Annotated in this window: 19 protein-coding genes; 18 read left to right on the top strand and 1 reads right to left on the bottom strand. The window is 46.6% G+C overall.

Going from position 1 to position 16,685, the window contains the following annotated elements; translation table 11 throughout:
• On the bottom strand, positions 1-731 hold a 731-nt coding region (locus MED92_RS17855; RefSeq protein WP_238321539.1), incomplete at its 3' end, for an inositol monophosphatase family protein.
• 139 nt (positions 732-870) lie between these two features.
• Here MED92_RS17855 and MED92_RS17850 point away from each other — a divergent pair.
• The 18 genes from MED92_RS17850 to murI all read left to right on the top strand — a co-directional run bounded on the left by MED92_RS17850 (position 871) and on the right by murI (position 16,401).
• Positions 871-1,617, top strand: a complete 747-nt coding sequence (locus tag MED92_RS17850; protein WP_007023022.1) for an RNA methyltransferase — start codon at positions 871-873, stop codon at positions 1,615-1,617.
• A gap of 149 nt (positions 1,618-1,766) precedes the next feature.
• The gene (gene iscR, locus MED92_RS17845; protein ID WP_007023023.1) at positions 1,767-2,261 is read left to right on the top strand and encodes a Fe-S cluster assembly transcriptional regulator IscR; all 495 of its coding nucleotides are present in this window, start codon (positions 1,767-1,769) and stop codon (positions 2,259-2,261) included.
• Between the two features lie 20 nt (positions 2,262-2,281).
• On the top strand, positions 2,282-3,496 hold the full coding sequence (locus tag MED92_RS17840) for an IscS subfamily cysteine desulfurase (protein ID WP_007023024.1): 1,215 nt from the start codon (positions 2,282-2,284) through the stop codon (positions 3,494-3,496).
• A 29-nt stretch (positions 3,497-3,525) separates the two neighbouring features.
• Positions 3,526-3,909: a Fe-S cluster assembly scaffold IscU gene (iscU, locus tag MED92_RS17835; protein WP_007023025.1), complete on the top strand. Its 384-nt coding sequence runs from the start codon at positions 3,526-3,528 to the stop codon at positions 3,907-3,909.
• A gap of 29 nt (positions 3,910-3,938) precedes the next feature.
• Positions 3,939-4,265, top strand: coding sequence for an iron-sulfur cluster assembly protein IscA (iscA, locus tag MED92_RS17830; protein ID WP_007023026.1), 327 nt, complete (start codon positions 3,939-3,941; stop codon positions 4,263-4,265).
• Between the two features lie 17 nt (positions 4,266-4,282).
• Entirely contained in the window at positions 4,283-4,810 is a 528-nt protein-coding gene (gene hscB / locus MED92_RS17825) for a Fe-S protein assembly co-chaperone HscB (RefSeq protein ID WP_007023027.1), read from the top strand.
• Positions 4,811-4,818: 8 nt separating this feature from the next.
• Entirely contained in the window at positions 4,819-6,696 is a 1,878-nt protein-coding gene (gene hscA / locus MED92_RS17820) for a Fe-S protein assembly chaperone HscA (protein ID WP_007023028.1), read from the top strand.
• A complete protein-coding gene (gene fdx, locus MED92_RS17815; protein WP_007023029.1) occupies positions 6,696-7,034 on the top strand; it encodes an ISC system 2Fe-2S type ferredoxin in 339 nt (112 codons plus the stop codon). Before hscA ends, fdx begins: the two co-directional genes overlap by 1 nt.
• A gap of 11 nt (positions 7,035-7,045) precedes the next feature.
• Positions 7,046-7,246, top strand: a complete 201-nt coding sequence (gene iscX, locus MED92_RS17810; RefSeq protein WP_007023030.1) for a Fe-S cluster assembly protein IscX — start codon at positions 7,046-7,048, stop codon at positions 7,244-7,246.
• A 236-nt stretch (positions 7,247-7,482) separates the two neighbouring features.
• Complete coding sequence (gene ndk, locus MED92_RS17805; protein ID WP_007023031.1) at positions 7,483-7,890, top strand: nucleoside-diphosphate kinase; 408 nt, start codon at positions 7,483-7,485, stop codon at positions 7,888-7,890.
• A 78-nt stretch (positions 7,891-7,968) separates the two neighbouring features.
• Positions 7,969-9,084: a dual-specificity RNA methyltransferase RlmN gene (rlmN, locus tag MED92_RS17800; protein WP_007023032.1), complete on the top strand. Its 1,116-nt coding sequence runs from the start codon at positions 7,969-7,971 to the stop codon at positions 9,082-9,084.
• Between the two features lie 27 nt (positions 9,085-9,111).
• Positions 9,112-9,879: a type IV pilus biogenesis/stability protein PilW gene (gene pilW, locus MED92_RS17795; protein ID WP_238321538.1), complete on the top strand. Its 768-nt coding sequence runs from the start codon at positions 9,112-9,114 to the stop codon at positions 9,877-9,879.
• A complete protein-coding gene (locus tag MED92_RS17790) occupies positions 9,876-10,901 on the top strand; it encodes a RodZ domain-containing protein (protein ID WP_007023034.1) in 1,026 nt (341 codons plus the stop codon). Before pilW ends, MED92_RS17790 begins: the two co-directional genes overlap by 4 nt.
• Before the next feature lie 24 nt (positions 10,902-10,925).
• Positions 10,926-12,194, top strand: a complete 1,269-nt coding sequence (hisS, locus tag MED92_RS17785) for a histidine--tRNA ligase (protein ID WP_040663556.1) — start codon at positions 10,926-10,928, stop codon at positions 12,192-12,194.
• Positions 12,195-12,234: 40 nt separating this feature from the next.
• Positions 12,235-12,891 (top strand): YfgM family protein, encoded by a 657-nt coding sequence (locus MED92_RS17780; protein ID WP_007023036.1) that lies wholly within the window; start codon positions 12,235-12,237, stop codon positions 12,889-12,891.
• Positions 12,892-14,043 (top strand): outer membrane protein assembly factor BamB, encoded by a 1,152-nt coding sequence (gene bamB, locus MED92_RS17775; protein ID WP_007023037.1) that lies wholly within the window; start codon positions 12,892-12,894, stop codon positions 14,041-14,043.
• 88 nt (positions 14,044-14,131) lie between these two features.
• Positions 14,132-15,571 (top strand): ribosome biogenesis GTPase Der, encoded by a 1,440-nt coding sequence (der, locus tag MED92_RS17770; protein ID WP_007023038.1) that lies wholly within the window; start codon positions 14,132-14,134, stop codon positions 15,569-15,571.
• Positions 15,571-16,401 carry a glutamate racemase gene (gene murI, locus MED92_RS17765; RefSeq protein WP_007023039.1) on the top strand — a complete coding sequence of 277 codons (831 nt, stop codon included), beginning with the start codon at positions 15,571-15,573 and terminating at the stop codon, positions 16,399-16,401. Before der ends, murI begins: the two co-directional genes overlap by 1 nt.
• The last annotated feature ends 284 nt before the right edge of the window (positions 16,402-16,685 follow it).

Raw genomic sequence — 16,685 nt, 5'->3', positions numbered from 1 at the left:
CCGCTGCGGCGGAAGTCGTTGCCGCCCATAAAGTCGCCTACCAGGCCGCGTGCTTCCTGAACAAGCAGGATGCCGGCTTCCATTTCCCAAGGATTAAGTCCGATCTGGTAGAATCCATCGATGCGCCCAGCAGCAGTGTATGCCAGATTTAGTGCTGGAGAACCACCGTTATAGATTGTGCCGCCGTTAAGGGTCATATCACGGAAGATGTTCAGGTACGCTTCCAGGTGTGCTTTGTCGCTAGCACGATTAAAGAAGCCTGTACCGATAAGAGAGCTATCGATAGTTTTGTGATTGCTAACTCGCAGACGCTTGCCGTTAAGCTGCGCACCGTCACCGCGGCTGGCGGTGAACTCTTCGCCTGTAATTGGATTTAGAATCAGTGCGTGTTCAGTACGGCCGTTCTGTTGGCCTGCCATGCTGATAGCAAAAACAGGTAGTCCATTCGAGAAGTTGGAGATGCTATCGATTGGGTTAACTGTCCAGCAAAATTCAGGGCCTTCGCTGATCGGTGCGTGCTCACCTGTATATTCGCCCACGATTTTATGGCTTGGGTAAGCCTTCTGAATGGTATGGACAATGCTTAACTCAGCCTTTTGGCAAGTGTCGCTGAGAAGTTTTGCTACGTCAGACTGTTCTGACTTGACCAGATCTAGGCGCTCGACTGCGCGGACAATCTGCTCTCCTGCGGCGCGTGCTGCGCGCAGAGCAATATTAACCATTGGTTGCATCTGTTTAAGGACCTGAAGAGTGTTCGTGGAATTTAATCGGGCATTATACCTGAGGATGGGGTGGGCTGTGAATAAGTGGCTGAATAGTTTGTGTGCTCTGGTAGAATACGCCACTAAATTTTATTGCAGGATCTTATTCATGGCTTCAAATGTTCGCATTGTACTGGTTAATACTACGCATCCGGGAAATATTGGTGGTGTGGCGCGTGCCATGAAAAACATGGATTTTGCAGAACTGCATCTGGTTGAACCCAAGAAGTTTCCTCATGTGAACGCTGATGCGCGTGCCTCAGGTGCGACGGATCTCCTGGAAAATGCTCTTGTGCATGAAACCCTGGAGGAAGCAATTGCTGATTGTCAGTTAGTGGTAGGAACAAGTGCACGAGGGCGTCATATCCCTTGGCCTGTGGTGGATCCGCGTGAGTTGGCTGCCATTGTCGGTCCGGTAATGGACGAGAAGAAAATTGCGATTGTGTTTGGTCGTGAAGATCGTGGCTTGACGAATGAAGAGCTGCACCTTTGTCACTATCACGTGCATATACCGTCTAATCCGGAATTTAGTTCACTGAATCTGGCTGCTGCAGTCCAGGTGATTACCTATGAGCTGAGAATGGCGTCACTGTATGCGGCTGAAAATGCTGAGCATCGCCCGCAGTGGGGGACGGATTGGGATATAGATCTGGCAGATAGTGGAGATCTTGAGCGTTTGTTTGCTCATCTGGAGGAAACGTTGGTTGATATCGAATTTCTAGATCCTGAAAATCCACGTCAGTTGATGCCGAGATTGCGCAGGCTTTATCTCAGGGCGATCCCGGATAAAGTGGAGGTTAACGTGCTGCGTGGCATTTTGACAGCAACACAAAAGCAATTGAAAGACAAAAATTAAGAGGGTGCATCCTGTTATGCGGATTTCGTGTTAGAATTCGCGCACCAATTTTAAGAAAGTCCTACGGAAATAGTAGGATATTTAATTGACCTTTTTGGTCGGGTATTGCATAATGCAGCCAAATGCTAACGCGCATCAGGGTGACAAAAATGCGACTGACTACAAAAGGCCGATATGCTGTGACAGCTATGTTGGATCTTGCTCTCCATGAGGGTAAAGGGCCAATAAGTCTTGCTGATATTTCAGAACGACAAGGCATATCTTTATCTTATCTTGAGCAGCTGTTCGCCAAGTTGCGCCGTAACGAACTGGTACGAAGTGTTCGTGGGCCGGGCGGAGGTTATCAGCTAAACCGCGAACAGCCAGAAATTAACGTTGCTGAAGTAATTGATGCAGTAAACGAATCTGTTGATGCTACAGGTTGTAACCGTCAGGGAGACTGTCAGGGAGGCGAGACTTGCCTGACGCACCACCTTTGGTGTGATTTGAGCGATCAGATCCATGGCTTCTTAAGTGGTATATCGCTTGCAGATCTGGTAGCTCGTAAAGATGTACAGACCATTTCTGAGCGTCAGGACCGTATCCATGTGGATCAGGTTTTGATGGATTCAGGTTTGGCGGGTAGTGAAAAAGCGGCAGTTTAAAGCACGCTTGGAGACAATGAATGAAAACACCTATTTATCTGGATTATTCTGCAACTACACCGGTTGATTCACGTGTTGCGGACAAGATGATTGAATGCCTGACTATGGAGGGTAACTTCGGTAACCCTGCATCACGTTCGCATCTGTTTGGTTGGAAAGCTGAAGAGGCTGTTGAAACAGCGCGCCGCCAGGTTGCTGATCTTATTAATGCGGATCCACGTGAGATTGTATGGACTTCAGGTGCTACAGAATCTGATAACCTGGCAATTAAGGGTGCAGCGCACTTCTACCAGAAGAAAGGTAAGCACATTATTACTTCAAAAATTGAGCACAAAGCGGTGCTCGATACCTGCCGCCAGCTAGAGCGTGAAGGTTTTGAGGTAACTTATCTTACACCTAATGCAGACGGTCTGATTGAGCCTTCACTTGTTGAAGAAGCTATTCGTGAAGATACGATCGTTGTTTCACTGATGCATGTAAATAATGAGATCGGCACAATCACAGATATTGCTGCGATCGGCGAGATTACCCGTGCTAAAGGCATCGTTTTCCATGTTGATGCGGCGCAGAGTGCAGGTAAAGTTGAGATTGATATGGCAGCTGCTAAGGTCGATCTTTTGTCTTTGTCAGCGCATAAAATGTATGGCCCAAAAGGTATTGGTGCGCTTTATGTTCGCCGTAAGCCACGTATCCGTCTGGAAGCGCAGATGCACGGTGGTGGTCACGAGCGCGGTATGCGTTCAGGTACACTGCCAACACATCAGATCGTAGGTATGGGTGAAGCTGCTCGTATTTGTAAAGAAGATCTGGCTGATGATACTCGTCGCATAATCGAACTGCGTGACCGTTTCATGGCGGGTATGGGTGAGATGGAAGAGGTTTACGTGAATGGTTCTCGTGAACAGCGTATCCCAGGTAACCTGAATATTAGTTTTGCTTTTGTAGAGGGTGAGTCTCTACTGATGTCTCTTAAGGACTTGGCAGTGTCATCAGGTTCTGCATGTACCTCTGCAAGTCTTGAACCGTCCTACGTTTTGCGTGCACTTGGCTTGAATGATGAGCTGGCACACAGCTCCATTCGCTTCTCTTTCGGTCGCTTTACTACCGAAGAAGAGGTGGATTATGCAGCTGCGCAGATTCAGGATGCAGTTAATAAACTACGTGAGCTTTCTCCTTTGTGGGATATGTACAAAGACGGTGTCGATTTGAGCAAGGTAGAGTGGGTACATCACTAATTCGGCATTAAGAGTATTTGGAGGTCGTTATGGCTTATAGTGACAAAGTTATTGATCATTACGAGAATCCTCGTAATGTTGGCAAAATGAATGATAAAGACAGCAACGTTGGTACAGGTATGGTTGGAGCGCCTGCTTGTGGTGACGTTATGCGTCTGCAGATTAAAGTAAGTGATGAGGGCATCATTGAAGATGCTAAGTTCAAAACTTACGGTTGTGGTTCAGCGATCGCTTCCAGCTCACTCGTGACTGAGTGGGTTAAGGGTATGAGCCTGGATGAAGCTGCTGAGCTTAAAAATACGTCTATTGCCGAAGAGTTGGCTCTGCCTCCAGTGAAAATTCACTGTTCAGTACTGGCTGAAGACGCTATTAAAGCCGCTGTTGCGGACTACAAAGAGAAGCAAGATAAGTAATATTTACTTATCAGGAGAAACAGACGTTTATGGCAATTACCATGACTGATGCGGCTGCATCACACGTCGCACGCTATCTGGAAACTCGTGGCCACGGTGCAGGTATTCGCCTGGGGGTTCGTACATCGGGTTGTTCAGGTATGGCTTATGTACTTGAGTTTGTTGATGATGTTCAGGATGAAGATGAAATCTTCGTCGGGCCTCAGGATGTGAAAATTGTGATCGATCCTAAGAGCTTACTTTATCTTGATGGTACAGAGCTGGATTTCGTAAAAGAGGGGCTTAATGAAGGGTTTAAGTTTAATAACCCTAATGTCTCTAGCGAATGCGGTTGTGGTGAGAGCTTTAACGTCTGATCCTCTTTGGCAGTGTCATGGATATCAATAAGAACTATTTTGAGTTTATCGGCCTGCCGGTATCATTTCATATCGATCAGTCAGAATTGGCTGATCGTTCCTTAGAGCTACAAAAAACGCTTCATCCGGATCGTTATGCGCACAAAAGTGAGCGAGAGCAGCGTATGGCTGTTCAATATATGGCGCATCTGAATGAAGGGGTAGCGACACTAAAATCACCGCTTCTCAGAGCGCAGTACCTTTTGCAGTTGCAGGGTATTGATACATTCAGTGAGTCATCCGCTTCAATTGATCCTATGTTCCTCATGGAACAAATGGAACTGCGAGAGCAGCTTGAGGAGATTCCTGAGCAGGACGATCCCTTTGAGGCACTTGATGATCTTACGGGTGAGGTCGATCAGCTGTTGAAGCAGCTGAGAGAGCGGTTTGCACAGCAGTATCAGGATCAAGATCTTGAGGCAGCAACATCTGCTGTGCGTAAAATGCAATTTTTGGAGAAGCTGGTCGTCGAGATTGAACGTCTTGAAGATCGCTTGGATGGCTAACGCAAATTATGGCGCTGTTACAGATTGCTGAACCGGGGCAGAGTGAAGCTCCGCACGAACATAAACTGGCTGTAGGAATTGATCTGGGAACAACTAATTCTCTGGTCGCTTCTGTAAAAAGTGGTGAGGCGGTTACTCTGCCTGATCTGGATGGTGAGCATCTATTGCCATCAGTAGTGCGTTACCTGCCTTGTGGAAATCATCAGGTGGGACGTGAAGCCCGCAAATATGCTTCAGAAGACCCCTTTAACACTATTATATCTGCTAAGCGCCTGATGGGGCGCGGTGTCGAGGATGTAAAAGCGCTGGGAAATGAGGCTCCTTACCATTTCGAAGCCAGTGAAAGTGGTATGCCTTTTATTAATACTGCTGCAGGCAAACGAAGCCCTGTTCAGGTATCGGCAGATATTCTCGAAACCTTGGTCGAGCGCGCAGAGGCGTCTCTGGGTGGAGAATTGGCTGGAGCAGTAATTACTGTGCCTGCTTATTTCGATGATGCGCAGCGCCAGGCAACAAAAGATGCGGCAAAAATCGCCAATATCAAAGTACTGCGTTTGCTAAATGAGCCTACTGCTGCGGCTGTGGCTTATGGATTAGATGAAGGTAAAGAGGGTGTGATCGCCGTCTATGACCTGGGTGGCGGTACCTTTGATATCTCGATCCTGCGCCTTAATAAAGGTGTGTTCGAGGTTCTGTCTACCGGCGGTGACAGTGCCTTAGGTGGTGATGATCTTGATCTGGCTCTGGCGAGCTGGTTTGCTGAACAGCTAGGTGTGAGTGAAATTGATAGTGCGCTTTCTCGCTACCTTACTGAAAAAGCAAAAGATACTAAAGAACAGCTTAGCCAGAAGGAACATGTCAATGTTGTTTTTGAGTTGGCTGAATGCTGTAAAGAGCTAGATGTGACCCGCGATCAATTTAATGAGATTGTATCGCCATTGATTAAGCGTACGATTCGTGCTTGTCGTCGGGCTCTGAAAGATGCCTCTGTGCAACCTGAAGAGGTACTGGAAGTCGTTATGGTTGGCGGGTCTACTCGGGTTCCGCAGGTTCGTGAACAGGTCGAAGAGTTCTTTGGTCGCAAACCTCATATTGATATAGATCCGGATCGAGTTGTTGCCATTGGCGCGTCAATCCAGGCGGATGTTCTGGCAGGAAACAAGCCGGATAGCGATATGCTGCTTCTGGATGTTATTCCCCTTTCGCTGGGTCTGGAAACGATGGGTGGTTTAACGGAAAAAATTATCCACAGAAATACGTCTATCCCTGTTGCGCGTGCGCAAGAGTTTACCACTTATCAAGATGGTCAAACAGCTATGGCGATTCATGTGGTCCAGGGCGAGCGAGAATTGGTTCAGGACTGCCGTTCTTTGGCGCGTTTTGTTTTGCGAGGTATTCCGCCAATGGCGGCGGGGGCCGCTAAAATTCGTGTTACTTTCCAGGTGGATGCGGATGGATTGCTGGGGGTAGAAGCAAAAGAGCTTACCTCTGGCGTTGAGAGTCGTGTTCAGGTTAAGCCATCTTATGGTCTGGAAGATTCTGAAATTGCTGAGATGCTGAAGGCATCTTATCTGAACGCTGCTGAAGATAAAGAGGCACGTGCTCTGCGTGAGCAGCAAGTTGAAGCTGATCGTTTGGTTCAATCGCTTGAAGAGGCTTTGCTGGCTGACGGTGATAAACTGCTCAGCGCTGAAGAAAAAGCGCTGCTACTGGATGAAATGGCTAAATTAGTCGGATTGCGTCAAGGGACGGATATTTCGGCAATCGAACAGGGTATTAAGGCGCTTTCTAAGGCGTCAGATAAGTATGCTGCGCGCCGTATGGATTATAATATTCAGCAGGCGCTGCAGGGGCATAGTGTTGAAGAGATAGAGGGGAATGGGTAATGCCACAGATAATTTTTTTGCCTCACGATGAGTTGTGCCCAGAAGGTAAGGTAATCGAAGCTGAAAGCGGTGTTACGGTTTGTGATGCAGCTTGGGCAAATGGGATCGAGATTGAGCATGCTTGTGAAAAGTCATGTGCATGTACAACCTGTCATGTGGTTGTTCGCGAAGGTTTCGATTCTATGGAAGAGTCTGATGAGCTTGAGGATGATATGCTGGATAAGGCCTGGGGTCTGGAGCCAGAATCTCGTTTAAGCTGTCAGGCGGTGGTAGGTGAAGAGGATCTTGTTGTGGAGATCCCTAAATATACGATTAATCAGGTGTCTGAGCGTCACTGAGGGGCTGAGTTATGAGTCTTAAATGGGTTGATGTATTAGATATAGCCATTGAATTGTCGGAAAAATATCCGGATCAGAATCCGATGACAATTAGCTTTCCGGATCTTTACCAGAAAGTGATGGATCTGGATGAGTTTGATGATGATCCGGATCGTTGCGGTGAGAAGATCCTTGAAGGTATTCAGATGGCTTGGATAGAGGAGATGGATTAAATCCCTCTTTTCATAAGAATAAACCCGGCTTTGCCGGGTTTTGTTGCTTTTATGAGCAGTGAGTAATTAGATCTCTGTTTTCTCTCATAAGAGTGGCGTATAATGGCGCGCTTGATTTTTAGGGGCTATCCGAAAGCCTAATTGCAAGTTTCGGGGCATAGCCGAATTTGGCTTACCAGGCTGAATCAAGTTTTCAGATAACTCTTTTTTTAAACTCAATTTTCGGAGCTATAAAAATGGCACTAGAGCGTACGTTCTCTATCATCAAACCAGATGCTGTTGCTAAAAACGTAATCGGTAAAATCGCTTCTCGTTTCGAGTCTAACGGTCTTAAGATCGTTGAGATGCAGATGAAGCACCTGACTCAGGAAGACGCTGAAGGCTTCTACGCTGAGCACAAAGAGCGTCCATTCTTCGGTGATCTGGTTGCTTTCATGACTTCAGGTCCTGTAATCGTTCAGGTTCTGGAAGGTGAAAATGCGATCGCACTGAACCGCGAACTGATGGGTGCAACTAACCCACAGGAAGCAGCTGAAGGTACTATCCGTCGCGATTTTGCACAGTCTATCGATGCAAACGCAGTACACGGTTCTGACTCTCCAGCTTCTGCTGAGCGCGAAATCGCGTACTTCTTCGGCAAGTAATTGCCAACCCGGCTATCTACTGGCGGTGAGGCCAGTAGATAAGCCTTTTGAAAGACCCAAAGTGAGTAATTACCCTCCATGAGTGAATCCGCTAAAAAAGTTAACCTATTAGGTTTGTCTCCCGCAAAAATGGAAGCTTTCTTCGATGAGATCGGAGAGAAAAAATTCCGTGCGACTCAGGTGCTGAAATGGATTCATCAGCTTGGCGCAACTAGCTTCGATGAAATGACCAATATCAGCAAGGCGCTGCGAGCAAAGCTGGAAGAGGTTGCTGAGATACGTGAACCTGAGGTTCTTCTGGAAAAAACATCGAAAGATGGAACCCGTAAGTGGGTTATCCGCACAGACAGTGGCTCCAGTGTTGAGGCTGTGCTGATTCCGGATGGAGAGCGAAAAACTTTATGTGTTTCATCGCAGGTAGGTTGTTCACTTGACTGTAGTTTCTGTTCGACTGGTAAGCAGGGGTTCAATAGTAATCTGACTACAGCTGAAATAATCGGACAATTGCGTATAGCCATCCGTTCTTACGGTGAATACAACACGACTTCACAGCGAGTTGTTTCTAATGTTGTATTGATGGGCATGGGTGAGCCGTTAATGAATTTTGACAATGTGGTTGACGCAATCACATTGATGATGGAAGACAATGCTTACTGTCTTTCAAAACGTCGCGTTACATTATCGACGGCGGGTGTGGTACCAGCAATTGATAAGCTAAGGGAAGTGACCGATGTGTCTTTGGCGATCTCACTGCATGCGCCAAATGACGATCTACGCGATATTCTTGTGCCTATAAACAAGCGTTACCCAATTAAAGAATTGGTGGCTGCTTGCAATCGTTATCTGGATAATCTTAACGACAAACGTGTGATCACGGTCGAGTACACTCTGATTAACGGTGTGAATGATAAGCCGGAGCACGCAAAGCAGCTATTGAAGATTTTGCGTCGAATGCCATCTAAACTAAATATTATACCGTTTAATCCTTTTCCGAATTCTGGCTATGAGCGGCCGTCAGAGGAAAGAATACTGGCATTTAAAGAGATTATCGTTCATGGTGGAATTGTGACTACGGTAAGGCGTACCAGGGGTGATGAGATTGATGCAGCCTGTGGGCAATTGGTCGGTCAGGTAGCAGACCGTACTCGTCGTAGCCAAAAATATATTAATGTTGTTCAAGAGGAACAGCAATAAGTCTCGAGTGGTTTTAGGGAGAAGCGCGTGAGAGGAATAAAGCTAGTACTTACTTTAATTATGGTGCTGGTTGTTGCGGGGTGTGTAGCGAAAGGCCCTTCAAGTTCTGGTGATAAGTCACAAGCCTTTGAAGCATACTCGCGCTTGGGTTACGAGTATTTACAAACCGGCGATGTAGTTAACGCAAAAACATCCTTCAAGCGTGCTTTAGATATTAACAGTGGGTACGCTGATGCTTATAACGGCTTAGCGCTTGCTTTCCAGCTTGAAGGCGATCCGGGTATTGCAGAGCAGTACTATCGTAAAGCGACTTCTCTCGATCCTTCTTCAGCAATGATTCATAACAACTTCGGCGCATTTTTATTCTCTGAGAAGCGTTATGAAGAAGCATGTCGTGAGCTTTCCCGCGCGACTGAAGATCCATTCTACAATCGTCGGGCGCAAGCTTTTGAAAACCTGGGGCGCTGTTATCAGAATCTTCAGCGTACCGATGCCGCGAAGCACGCTTTTCAGCGTTCCCTGCAAGTTACTTCTAACCGTCCAGTCGCGCTGGTTGAGTTGAGTGATTTGTTGATTGCAGAAGGGAATTACCCTGAAGCGAATAAATACTTTGATCGTTTCCTTACTATGGTAGAGAATCGACGTATTGAACATTATGCGAAGAGCCTTTGGGTTGGGATTCGTTTAGCCCGTCACGATGGTAATGTTTCGCGTTCAGCAACTTATGCCTTAATTCTGAAAAATCTGTTTCCTGAATCTGAAGAGTATCGGGAATTTGAGGAGTCCGCGCGTTGAGCACAGAAGAACAAGAATGCCAGCCTGAACTATTAGCAGAAGAATGGGGAGCCCGACTTACTACAGCGCGAGAAAGTTTATCTCTCAGTATCGAGCAAGTGTCTGCAGATCTAAACCTTCCTCAGGATTATATTAGAAAACTCGAGATCGGTAGTCTTGAAGGTTTACCTAGCCTTGTTTTTGCACGTGGCTATATCAGGGCTTATGCAAAACTATTACACCTCGATGATAATCAGCTGGTTAGCGAATTCGAACAATTGCATGGTGAGTCTTCCGGTGGTGCCATTAAACCGGTAAGTCGTGTCCGCGAACAGGTCAAAGTTAATGACCCTGTTATGAAACTATCCAGCTGGATATTTGTGTTGGCTATCATCGGCGTAACAGTCTGGTGGTGGCAAACACAATACGGTGGCTCTTTCAGTTTTAGTTCTTCCTCTGAAACAGAACAAATGACAGAACAGCCTTTAGTAGCTGAAGATAATGCGGATACAGCCGATGTGGTTGAATTAGAGGATGGTACGGCTAAATTAGTCTTGCCTGTACTTGAGGATTCTCCGGCAGGAGAAGAGGCTCAAGAGGAACCTGCATCTACAGAAGCCGAGACATCTGAGGTGGCTGAAGAAAGTGAGCCTCAGTATCTGACTCAGGCGGAAATTAATAAGTTACAGCAAGCTATCGATGATAATGCGCCTGCAACTCATGCTGCGTCGGAACCGGCTGTACAGGCGGCACCGGCGATAGAAGCCAGTGTGGCTCAAAGCTCTGAAGCGCTTACAGCCAAAATTTCGGCAGACTTCGTTGCTGAGTGCTGGGTATCAATCAAAGATGCGGACGGTAAAACTCTATTTAATAACCTGCGTGGAAAAGGTCAGAGCCTTGAGGTTTCAGGTAAAGCCCCAGTGAGTATTTTACTGGGTGCTGCGGATGCAGTCGGTCGCTTTACATTTAACGGAACGGAATTGGATCTGGATAAGCATAGCCGTAAAAATGTTGTGCGTATCAGCTTACCTATCTCAGAATAAATTTTAGATTTTAGGATTGTAATTTTGGCCAAGATAAAAGCCATTCGTGGGATGAATGACATCCTGCCGGAGCAATCGCCTGTTTGGCAGTATTTAGAAACTACCGTAAAAGATGTGCTGGCCGCATATGGATATAGTGAAATACGTATGCCGGTGGTCGAGCAAACTAACCTTTTTAAACGTTCAATCGGTGAAGTTACTGATATCGTTGAAAAGGAGATGTACACCTTTGAAGATCGGAATGGAGAGAGTCTGACTCTACGCCCAGAAGGTACAGCTAGTTGTGTGCGCGCTGCAGAAGAACATGGTTTGTTATTCAATCAGATGCAGCGCTTTTGGTACCAGGGGCCGATGTTTCGCTATGAGCGTCCCCAAAAAGGCCGCTATCGCCAGTTCCACCAAATCGGTGTTGAAACCTTTGGTATGGCGAGTTCAGATATCGATGCCGAAGTTATTTTGCTGAGTGCTCGCCTATGGAAACGCCTGGGTCTGCTGGATTCCGTTACTTTGCAGCTGAACTCTTTGGGTAGTAATGAGGCGCGTGCAGAATACAAAGCAGCACTTGTTGAGTATTTGGAACAGAGAAAAGACCAGTTGGATGAAGATAGTCAGCGACGTCTGGGTTCCAACCCTCTGCGCATACTGGATAGTAAAGAACAGGGTACTCAATCTTTACTGGACGGAGCGCCAGTCTTAACTGATTACCTTGATGAAGAGTCCGCACAGCATTTTGCTGAATTGAGAGCTATGTTGGATGAGGCAGGGGTTAAGTACGAGATTAACCCTCGCCTGGTACGTGGCCTGGATTATTATTGCAAAACTGTTTTTGAATGGGTGACTGATAAGCTGGGTGCTCAGGGAACCGTTTGTGCGGGTGGTCGCTATGACGGTCTCGTAAAACAGTTGGGTGGTCGTCCAACCCCTGCCGTTGGTTTCGCGATGGGTGTGGAACGATTAATTCTGCTGTTAGAAACTCTTGATCTAATACCTGAGCAATTAAAGCAGCCTTTCGATCTCTATGTTGCTGCTGAGCATAAAGGTATTCAGTCGAAAGTTGTTCTGATTTCAGATCAGCTTCGTGACAGATTCCCAGGATTGCGAGTACGGATCCATTGTGGCGGACTAAAAAATATTAGCCAAAAAGCGCAGCAAACAGGTGCGCCTATTGTCCTGCTGCTAAAAGAAACAGATAATCAATCTCTTTGCGGAACAGTTTGGCACAAGAATGAGCCTGAATTTGACCTTACAGGCGAGCAGATTGAAGCAGCAATTGCCAAAATTTGGCAGTCGTGATCAAACTGAAAGATCTAACAGATATTAACAGGAGTTAAAGGTGGCAGAGTTACGCACCGAAGAAGAACAGATTCAGGCGCTTAAATCCTGGTGGGATGAGAATGGTAAGTCGCTATTCCTGGGTGTTGCTGTTGCCCTGGCCGCGGTATTAGGCTGGAAAGGTTGGCAGAGCCAGCAGGCAGCGCAGGCTGAAAATGCATCAGTTCTTTATCAAAACCTGTTAGATGCAGTTGTTGGCGCGTTGGGGCCACAGCTGGATGACGCTAAACTAGCTACGGCAAATCATCTGAACGGTCAATTAAAAGATGAATATGAAGGATCTGCATACGCTAATTATGCGGCTATGATCATGGCTCGAGTAGCCGTTGATCAGAAGGATCTGGATAAAGCTGTGGCTGAGTTGGATTATGTCCTGGCAAACCAACCTACCGAGTCTATGTTTATTCTGGCTACTTTGCGTAAAGCACGTATTGTTGCTTCGCAGGGGAACGTTGACCAGGCTCTAAACCTTGTGAATGGTGCGCCGGTTGGTGGTTATAAAGCGACAATCGAAGAGCTTAAAGGTGATCTGTATTTGGCGCAAGGTAATACCGATGCGGCTCGTAAAGCATATCAGCAAGCTTCAGAATCAGCTGCGGCGGGTTCCCGTCCTTTACTTGATATGAAGCTGAATAACCTGGCTGCTGAGGAAAGTTAAATGAAGAGCATTTATCGTTTCGCTGGTATAGCGTTAGTTTCTCTGGCAGTGACCGGTTGCGGTTTCTGGGGCGATGATGGTGAGGAGATTAAGCCTTCTCCGCTGGTATCGTTTGATGCTGAGAAGAAAGTTGATGTTTTGTGGTCTGTATCAGTGGGCTCAGGTGCTGGTAATAAGTTTAACCAGTTCCAGCCAGCCATTGATGGTGAAATGATATTTGCCGCTGATAAGGACGGTACCGTTGTTGCTGTAAACCGCACGAGTGGTAAGAAACTCTGGCAGGTTGAGCTTGAAATCGCCATTGTTGGTGGTGTAGGTGCTGGATTTGGTAAAGTTGCCGTAGCTGGTGAAGAGGGTGAGGTCATCGTTCTCTCTGCAGAAGACGGCTCTGAGCTGTGGCGTGATAATGTACGTACCGAAGTAACAGCCGCTGCGCAGTTCAATAGAGATATAGCAGTTTTCCAGCTGATCAATGGTAAAGTGATCGCTTTTGATGCAAGTACGGGTTCGCGTGCATGGACTTATGATAGTCAGGTGCCGCGTTTAACGCTTCGCGGAACAAGCTCCCCAATTGTGGCAAGTGATGTCACGTTTGCAGGTTTTGCCAGTGGCAAGCTAGTGGCGTTGGATAATGCCAAAGGCACTGCTATTTGGGAAAATCGTGTTGCATTACCTCAGGGTCGTTCGGAACTGGAGCGTATGGTTGATATTGATGGGCGACCTTTGCTTGTTGATGGCATGCTGTACGTAACAAGTTATCAGGGGCGCCTGGTTGCAATCAATCCATTCCGGGCGCAGGTTGTTTGGGCGCAGGATGTATCTAGTTACCGCTCACTGGCTGCCGGTTTTGGTAATATCTATGTGAGTGAAGAAGATGATGCTGTTCAGGCATTTGATCGTAGCAGTAGTGCCAGTGTGTGGCGTCAGGCTAAATTAGAAAATCGTGAGATCTCTGCTCCGGCTGTTTTAGATTCAACTGTGGCTGTTGCTGACTACGAAGGCTATATTCACTTTATGTCTCAGACAGATGGTCGTTTTGTTGCACGCTATCAGGTTGATTCATCAGGCGTATATGGGGATATGATTTCCAAAGATGACGTCTTGTACGTACTAGGTAATAGTGGTCGTCTGGCTGCATTGCAGCTGCAGTAATATTTACTAATGTTATTCAGGCGGCTAACTGTTCAGCAGTTAGCCGCCGTTTTTGTTTATGCCTGCTGAATGCAGGAGAGAGTTATAAATGCTTCCGGTAATTGCACTTGTTGGCCGACCAAATGTTGGCAAATCCACACTTTTTAACCGACTGACACGCTCTCGGGATGCTCTGGTAGCGGATCTGCCAGGCTTAACTCGTGACCGTAAATACGGTGAAGGTCGTCTTGCCAATGAGGAACAGGACTACATTGTAGTGGATACCGGCGGTATCACTGGCGATGAGCAAGGTATTGACTACGAAATGGCCAAGCAGTCGCTTCAGGCAGTAGATGAAGCAGATGTAGTGCTGTTTATTGTGGATGGTCGTGCTGGTATTAATCCTGCGGATGAGATGATTGCAAACTACCTGCGCCGAAGTGAGAAACCTTTCTATCTGGTTGTTAATAAAACCGATGGTCTGAATCCGGACATTGTTGTTGCTGATTTCTACGAGCTTGGTTTTGGTCAGCCCTTCCCTATAGCTGCATCCCATGGTCGTGGCGTTACACAGTTGATTGAGATGGTTCTTGAGGAGCTTCCTGAGCCAGAGGAAGAATCTCAGGAGACTATGGATGAAGTTGAAAAGAGTATCAAGATCGCTGTCGTAGGTCGTCCTAATGTAGGTAAGTCGACGTTAGTGAATCGGATGCTTGGTGAAGACCGGGTCGTTGTTTTTGATAAGGCAGGCACCACGCGTGATAGTGTTTATATCCCCTATGTGAGGGATGATAAGAATTACACCTTAATTGATACGGCAGGCGTACGTCGCAGGAAAAATATCACCGAAGCAGCGGAAAAGTTCTCTATTGTTAAAACGCTACAGGCGGTTAATGACGCTCATGTAGTTGTCTTTGTTATCGATGCTCGTGAAGGTGTGACTGAGCAAGACATGCATATGCTCAGCTTTGTTATCGATACAGGCCGATCTTTAGTTATCGCACTGAATAAGTGGGATGGCATGAACGGTGAAGAGAAGGCGCGGGTTAAAGAACAGGTTGAACGTAAGCTTGAATTTGCCGAGTTCGCTGACATGCATTTTATCTCTGCGCTGCATGGCAGTAATGTAGGGAACATGTATGACTCCGTTGATGAAGCTTATGAATATGCAATGGCGAAGTGGTCAACCAGTAAGTTAACGCGTTTGCTGGAAGATGTGGTTGCAGATCATCAGCCGCCTATGGTCAAAGGGCGCCGTATTAAACTACGTTATGCTCACCAGGGTGGATCCAATCCGCCTATTATTGTTGTGCATGGTAATCAGACCAATGCGCTACCGGGTTCATATAAGCGTTACCTGGAAAATAAATTCATTTCAGTACTGGGAATTCGGGGTACTCCGATTCGTTTTGAGTTTAAATCCAGCGAAAATCCATTTGAAGGGAAAAAGAATATTCTTTCCTCTCGTCAGTTGGCCAAGAAAGAGCGCTTTAGAGATCATGTTCGCCAGTTGAAAAAAGCTAATAAGAAAAAGAAAAGTAAAAAGTAATGCTAAATAACCTGCCCATAGGTGTGTTTGATTCAGGTGTGGGCGGGTTAACCGTCCTTAATGCTATTAAGGATCTCCTTCCAAACGAAGACCTTATCTACCTGGGGGATACCGCAAGGGTTCCTTACGGCACAAAAAGCTCGGCCTCTGTTATACGTTATGCAGAGCAGGCGGCCGCGGCACTTATCTGCCGTGAAGTAAAGCTTCTTGTGATCGCGTGTAATACAGCTTCTGCAGTAGCTGTTGATCATCTGCAAAAACTCAATCCTGAGATCGCAGTGGTTGGAGTGATAGAGCCGGGTGCTGATGCCAGTTGTGCAGCAACCCAAAATAATCATATAGGTGTGATTGCCACAGAGGGGACTGTAAACAATCAGGCGTACCAGTCCGCGATCTTGAAACGTAACCCGAATGCATCAGTGGTTGCTCAGGCGTGTTCCCTTTTTGTTGCCCTGGCTGAAGAGGGTTGGCACGAAGGTGAGTTGGTTGAATCTATAGTTAAAGAGTGCCTTAGGCCACTACTTGAATCAGATTATCAAACTAACATGGATACGCTGGTTCTGGGTTGTACGCATTTCCCAGTACTAAAAGAGAGTATTCGCAATATAGTGGGAGATAATGTTGAGTTGGTAGACTCAGCAGAAACGACAGCCAAAGTTGTTAAGCACTATCTGACAGAGAAAGAATTATTGAATGGGCAAGATGATGGCAGGGTTAGTTTTCTTGTGACTGATGATCCGGTCAGGTTCTCAAGGGTGGCCAGAAACTTTTATCAGGGTGATATCCAGCAGGGTGAAATACAGCAAGTCGATATTCAACACTACAGTTGAGAGATTAGACATAGAAAAGGCGCTTTTAAAGCGCCTTTTCTATTTCTAATGGCTGTATCAGAGCTGAGTTTGTACGCCAAATAATCAGCGCTGGTTGTTCTTTAATCGATTTAAGCGGTTTCTTCACTTTTTTACGGTTTTTTTAAGTTTTTTTACATTGGGGTGTTGACCCTTTCTGAGATGTCTGTAGAATTCGCCGTCCTTGCTTAGGGAGGCCGCAAATTAAGGCGGTTTTGAACTGAGTTAAGGGCTGAGTAAGTGGTTGAAAACGTTGAGTTTTTAGA

The sequence above is a fragment of the Neptuniibacter caesariensis genome, from assembly GCF_000153345.1.
In the GTDB taxonomy this organism is placed as follows: Bacteria; Pseudomonadota; Gammaproteobacteria; order Pseudomonadales; family Balneatricaceae; genus Neptuniibacter; species Neptuniibacter caesariensis.
This window is presented reverse-complemented; position numbering and strand designations above follow the sequence as displayed.